Annotated in this window: 4 protein-coding genes; all 4 read left to right on the top strand. The window is 64.8% G+C overall.

The annotated features are described in order from the left end of the window. Positions 1-11 precede the first annotated feature (11 nt). Complete coding sequence (locus tag KA354_24855; protein MBP7937883.1) at positions 12-599, top strand: sigma-70 family RNA polymerase sigma factor; 588 nt, start codon at positions 12-14, stop codon at positions 597-599. A gap of 3 nt (positions 600-602) precedes the next feature. Further along, positions 603-3,944, top strand: coding sequence for a serine/threonine-protein kinase (locus tag KA354_24850; GenBank protein MBP7937882.1), 3,342 nt, complete (start codon positions 603-605; stop codon positions 3,942-3,944). 1 nt (position 3,945) lies between these two features. After that, complete coding sequence (locus tag KA354_24845) at positions 3,946-4,794, top strand: DUF1559 domain-containing protein (GenBank protein MBP7937881.1); 849 nt, start codon at positions 3,946-3,948, stop codon at positions 4,792-4,794. Further along, the coding region (locus KA354_24840) for a S8 family serine peptidase (GenBank protein ID MBP7937880.1) at positions 4,764-6,821 on the top strand (2,058 nt) is incomplete at its 3' end. The genes KA354_24845 and KA354_24840, both read left to right, overlap by 31 nt.

Below are 6,821 nucleotides of genomic sequence, written 5' to 3'. Positions count from 1 at the left end.
TCCGATGGCCGATGAGCGACGTGACGCGAATCCTGGCGGCCATCCAAGATGGCCATGCGCGCGCTGCGGAGGAGCTTTTGCCCCTTGTCTACGAGGAGCTGCGCCAACTGGCGGCGCACAAGCTCGCCCAAGAACGTCCCGGCCAGACCCTCCAGGCCACCGCCCTGGTGCATGAGGCCTGGCTCCGGCTCGTGCGCGAGGAAGATCGAAAGTGGCACGACTCGAAGCACTTCTTCTGTGCCGCCGCGACCGCCATGCGCCGCATCCTCATCGACAACGCCCGGCGAAAGAAATCCCCCAAACACGGCGGCGGCCTCGATCGAGTCAGCCTGGACGACGTCGTGGCGCCAGTGCCGGTGCGTTCGGAGGAGCTGCTCGCCCTGGACGAGGCTCTCGAAAAGCTCGCCGCGGAGGACCCGGACGCAGCCCGGCTGGTGGACCTGCGATGCTTCGCGGGGCTGGGCCATCAGGAGGCCGCCCAGATCATGGGATTGACCCGGCGGGAGGCCGACGGCCTCTGGGCCTATGCCCGGGCCTGGCTCTTCGAGGCGCTCCGCAAAGATGCCGGTGCAAACCGCCATCCGCTCTCGCCTGGATAGATGATGAGCGATAGGAAGCATGAGACGCGCGCCGTGTTCACCGCCACCCTGGCCCTGACCACGCCGGAGGAACGGGCGCGCTACCTGGACCAAGCCTGCCAGGACAAGCCCGAGCTGCGCCAACGGGTCGAAGCGTTGCTGCGAGCTCACGATCAGGCCAGCCATTTCCTGGAGGCTGACGGCCACCAGAAAGACCACTTGCTCGAGGGTCCCGGCCGGATGATCGGCCGCTATCGGCTGCTGGAAGAGATCGGCGAAGGCGCATTCGGCCGGGTTTACATGGCCGAGCAGACCGAACCGCTGCGTCGCAAGGTGGCTCTCAAGATCATCAAGGCGGGCATGGACACCCGCGAGGTCATCGCCCGGTTCGAGGCGGAGCGGCAAGCCCTGGCGCTGATGGACCACCCGAACATCGCCCGCGTTCTGGATGCTGGGGCCACCGAGACCGGCCGGCCCTATTTCGTGATGGAGCTGGTTCGCGGAATCCCGATCACGGACTACTGCAACCAACAGAGACTCGCCACCGCCGCCCGCCTCGAGCTGTTCATGAAGGTCTGTGCCGCCGTCCAGCACGCCCACCAGAAAGGGATCATCCACCGCGACCTCAAGCCGTCCAACATCCTGGTCACTCTCATTGACGGCGAACCCGTGCCCAAGGTGATCGACTTCGGCGTCGCCAAAGCCCTGGGCCAGAAGCTCACGGAGAAGACCCTCTTCACCGCCTTCCAGCAGATGGTCGGCACCCCCGCCTACATGAGCCCCGAACAGGCGGCCTTGAGCGGCGTGGACGTAGACGGCCGCAGCGACATCTACTCGCTGGGCGTGCTGCTTTACGAGCTGCTGACGGGCGTGACGCCCTTCGACCCGGAGACGCTGCGCAAGGCCGCCCTGGATGAGATCCGGCAAATGATCCGGGAGACCGAGCCGGCCAAGCCCTCCGTCCGCCTGACGGAGTTGACCAAACGTCAGAGGACAGAAGACAGAGAACGGAGGACAGAGGGCGGAGGTCAGAAGTCAGCGGACAGGAGTCAGAAATGGAAGGAGGTGCAAGGCGATCTGGACTGGATTGTGATGAAGGCGCTGGAGAAGGACCGCGGGCGTCGCTACGAGACGGCGCACGCCCTGGCCGACGACCTCCGACATCATCTGCGCCACGAACCGGTTCTGGCCGGGCCGCCCACGATGCGCTATCGACTGGGGAAGTTCGCCCGACGTCGCCGAACCGAGCTCATCATCGCCGGCAGCGTTGCCGCGGTGATCGGTATCGCGGCTGCGCTCAGCTACTGGCAATTCGTCCGAACGCGCGAGGCTGAGGGTGTGGCGGCCTCCACCCGGGCGCAGCTCGATACCGCGCTGAGCCAGCCGCCGGCGGCATCCCGCAGCACCGACTCCCGCGCCCGTGGCGTCTTCAATGGCCTGACCCTTGTCGAAAAGGCGGTCGCCCTGTCTCCGGACGAGCGTTATCTTGCTTACACGGATTGGACCCAAGGCGAGGGCGGCGTGACCGTGCGGCGGCTCGAGTCGGGCAAGCTGCGGAAGTTCGTGGGAAGTGGGCGGGACGCCCTTGGCATTTTCGAGTTCACGCAGGATCTCTATGCCCAAGCCATGAAGCGCCTCAGCCTGACCAACCAGCCGGCTGTCTTCGAGATGCCCTTCGAAGGTTACGCGTGGTCGCCGGACGCGCGGTGGCTCGCCTATTTGTGGATGGCCCCGCCCACTCACAAGCCTGATCTCCGGATCGTCGCGCCGGAGACGGGCGAGTTCCGCTTGCTCGTGCCGGTGCTGTCGGCCTCGGATTTCAACTACTACGAGCCCCAGGACTGGTCCCCCGACGGCAAGTGGCTGGTGTGCGCCCGCCGCAACGAACCTGGATTGGCGGCGGTTTCGGTGCCGGAGGGTCAGGTCCGCCTGCTGGTCTCGTTCAGCTCGAACGCGGTCGAGCACGCCCGGTTCTCGCCTGACGGGCAGCACGTGGTCTATTCCAGGCCCACGGGAGAGGGCGAGCCGGGGAAGCCGCCGCCGCATGCGCTGTACGTGACGGCAGTGGCGACTGGCGCCACTCGTCCGTTGAATCTCCCGGGCAACTGCCGCACGCCGATCTGGTCCCCCAACCAGCCGGTCATCCTCTTCACCAGCGACCGGCTGCGAACCTGGGACCTCTGGGGCGTGCACGTCAAAGACGGCAAGACCGTGTCGGAGCCCTTCCCCGTTCAATACGGTTTCGAGTGTTATAGCCTCAAACTCACGCGCGCGGGCAAGCTTCTCGTCCACCGCGACGTGAAACCCGGGGACGGTTACACCATCGTTGTGCCGCGCTCGGACTCGGCGCCGCTCGGCGTCGAATCCCTCGCCGGCCGCCTCTACTTCACGATGGACGGCCGCCTTCATGCCATGACGGTGAAGGATGCCAAGCGCACCTTGACGCCGCTGGGATACCCGGCTCCGCCGTCCCGAGCCTTGCACAGGGGGCATCGTTGGTTCCTGGAAATCCGCGACATGCCCTCGGCCAACACCAACGGTCCACCCCGGGAACTGTTTGCGGTCCGTGACGATGCCAGGCCGGACCAGGCTATCCAACTGACTGACCTGCCCGGCATCGGCCAGATGACTGGGATCCATGTGTTTTCACTTGGCGCTCTCCGGCGGGGGCAGGAACGGAATCGGATCATCAACTGGGCGCGGGACGCAAACCGCGGCTTGGACGATGGGCTCATCTCCTGGACCGCGTCCAAGCCAGTGAAACCAGGCACGCGCCCCGGGCCGTCAGCCGGGTCCGGTATCTACGTGGCGCGGGTCGCCTTTGACGCGGCCGGAAATATTACCGGGCTGGCGGAACCGTTGTCTTCCGAACCCATCGTCACCCAAGCGACTACGCACGACTGGTCCCCCGACGGCCGGCATCTCGTCTACACCGTGCCGGGGTTCCTGACGCAGAGCCGAACCAACATGCTGAAGATTCTGGATGTGGCGACGGGGCAATCGGCGCTGTTGACCGAGGGCGAAGCCCCGGCGTGGTCGCCCGATGGCAACTGGATCGCGTTCCATCGCCGCAACGCGTCGCTGCACATCATCAAGCCAGACGGCTCGGACCTGCGCAACCTGGGTCGAATGGACCCGCCGGCGGGGATGAAGGGCTGGCTCAGCCCGCCGGGTCCGGGCTTTTACCGTATTGTCTGGTCGCCGGATTCGAAGGCGATGGTGTATGAGCTCTGGGAGTATGGGGGTTTGGGCGCGGCCTACCACCAGTTGTTCTATCGGGCGTTGAGCGGAGGCGAACCGCAATGTTTGACGCCTGATTTCATGACCGACGCCAGCCCGATCGCGTGGCTGGAAGGAGAGAGGTGATATGAGCCGGGCGCTCCCTGGCAGCATGATCAAGGAGGCTCTCCGTGGACCCCGCGTTCGTAGCAGCGAACTGGCGACTCTCCGCAACTTGCGCAGGCTCATCCCCCGCCCCCCCGGGGCCTGCGCCTTCACGCTCATCGAGCTTCTCGTGGTGATCGCGATCATCGCGATCCTGGCGGGCCTTCTGTTGCCTGCCTTGTCTCGTGCCAAGGAAAAGGCCAAGTCGATCAACTGTGTCAGCAACCTGCACCAGATCGGTCTGGCCCTAACGTTGTATCTGACCGACTATCACGCCTACCCCCACTTCGGCAGCCAGAGCGTGAGCAATCCCTGGGCCGCCTCCTTCGGCCAGAGCATGAGCGGCACACGCAAGGTCTATGTCTGCCCGTCCTTCCCGAAGGCTCTGAATTGGACCAACTCGACCATCGCCTTCGGCCAGATCATGGCCATCAGCTACGCCTACAACGGGTTCGGCTGCAACCTGGGCGCCCTGCAGGGTCTCGACGGCGGAGTCGAGGGGCCGGCATTCCGGGTACATCACATCAAGGAATCCCAGGTTGTGGCCCCTTCGGACATGATCGCCTTCTGCGACGGGAACGATTCGGTCCGCGGGTGGAACTTCACGGTGGTGCCTACCTGGGGCTTCACCTGGAATGACGGGCTCTTCGAGTCCTTCGGCCCCACCCGCCGGCACAACGGCGGCGCCAACGTCCTCTTCTGCGACGGCCACATCGAATACGGCAAGTACCGCAAGTGGGTCGAGCATCGCGATGACGTCATGCGCCGCTGGAACCGCGATCACCAGCCCCACCCCGAGCAATGGCAACTGAACCTGCTCGAGTACCCATAAAGTCCAACATTCTGGTGCAAATCGTCTCGGGAAATCGCCTGAGTCTGTTGGAAAGGCATGAACAACCTATCGTGGGGCACACCATGAAAACAACCTTCAGCAGGATAAAACGATCCACGCTGGCCGGGCTGGCCATCGCACTGCTGGCCGGCAGCTTGACAGCGCCCGCGCAAACGATCCCGGGACGCTACATCGCAGTGCTCAAAGCGGACACACGCGACACACCCGGCACGGCCAGGGCGCTGGCCGCTCAACACGCCCTGCAATTCGATCACGTTTACACCAGGGCCATCAAGGGCTTTGCCTTCGCTGGCTCGCCAGCGGCTGCGCAGGCGCTCGCCCGGCGTAGCGAGGTTGCCTATGTTGAACAGGATCAGGTCTATACGGCCTTTCAACAGACCATGCCCACCGGCATCCGGCGCTGCGATGCCGATGCCGTCCCGGGCTTGATGGGTGGCGGTCTCACGGTGGACGCCGACGTGGCCGTCATTGACACGGGCTTGGACGCGACGCATCCGGACCTGAACGTGCAGCCGGCAGGCGTCCGCTTCTACGCGTCCAAGAAGACATTCAAGACCGACGCCATCTGGCAGGACGACAACGGCCACGGCACGCACGTCGGCGGGATCATCGGCGCGCGCGACAATGACCTCGGCGTCGTGGGCGTCGCGCCCGGCGCGCGTCTGTGGGCTGTAAAGGTGCTCGACTCCAGCGGCAGCGGCACCGCCGCGACCGTGCTCGCGGGTATTGATTGGGTCGTGCAGCGGGCGAGCACGTTCGAGGTCGCCAACATGAGCCTGGGCGGCGGTTTCTCCCAGACCATCAATGACGCTGTCAAGACCGGGACGCAGGCGGGCGTCGTCTTCGTGGTGGCGGCCGGCAATTCGGCTTGGGACGCCGCGAATTACTCCCCGGCCTCCGAACCCACTGCCCTCACGGTGTCGGCGCTGGATGACAACGATGGATTGCCCGGCGGCTTGGGTGGAATCACCGAGGAATACGATTTCGATGATTCGCTCGCGTGGTTCAGCAACTACGGCGAGTTGGTGGATATCTGCGCGCCGGGCGTGGCCATTTACTCGACCTACCTGATGTCGGGCGGCGGTTATGCCACCATGTCCGGAACCAGCATGGCTTCGCCCCACGTTGCGGGAGCGGCAGCGCTCCACATCGCGCGTCATGGATTGGAGAAGAACGCCGCCGGCGTCGAGACGGTTTGCACAGCGATTCGCGACTCGGGCTGGCAAGCCGGCCACTACGCCCACTTCTGCGATCTCCTCTACTATGCCAGAGTGCTCGACACCTTCCGCGAACCGCTGCTCAGCGTCCCAACATTGCTCTACTGGAACGACCCGGCGTCGTTGACCATCGAGGCTCCCACGGACAGCACGAAGGTTTCTGGCCCGATTCCCATTCGAGTGTCCACCACTGCCGCGGCGACGGCTGTTCAATGCTATCTCGACGGCGAGTTCATAGGCGCGGACTTCAACGATTCGGACGGTTGGGCTATTAGCTGGAGCACTGCCGGCGCGGCTGACGGGCCGCATACGCTAGTGGCGGTGGCGACAGATGGCAACGCACAACTGGCGGGCGAAGCCGTTCTCGTGGGCGTCAACAACACAGCCAGCTTGGTACCATCGGTGCGCATCACCCAGCCGTTCTACGATCCATACAACCTGGAGCCGGTCCCGGTCTCCGGCGTGACGATGCTCACTGCTTCCGCGGCGGATCTTGGGCCGGTCGAAGTCGTCGAGTTCTATTTCGGCGGGATCTCAATCGGTTCGGCGGCGCTGACCGAGGGACAATGGACAATGTCATGGGACACGATCGGCGTCGGAGACGGCCCCGGCGAGCTCATTGCCGTGGCCACCGGTGCGGACCTTAGCCAGGGATTCAGCGCGCCGATCCCAATTGCGGTCCGAAACTACGCTGTCCATGCGGGCGGCCTCACCGTGGCAAAATCTTCCGGGGGCGGACAATGGACCGCCACCGTCACGTATACAATTCACAACGCGGCTCATCAGCCG

The organism is Phycisphaerae bacterium, assembly GCA_018003015.1.
In the GTDB taxonomy this organism is placed as follows: domain Bacteria; phylum Planctomycetota; class Phycisphaerae; order UBA1845; family PWPN01; genus JAGNEZ01.
Note: the sequence above shows the minus strand (reverse complement) of the source record. Positions and strands in the feature narration are given on the sequence as shown.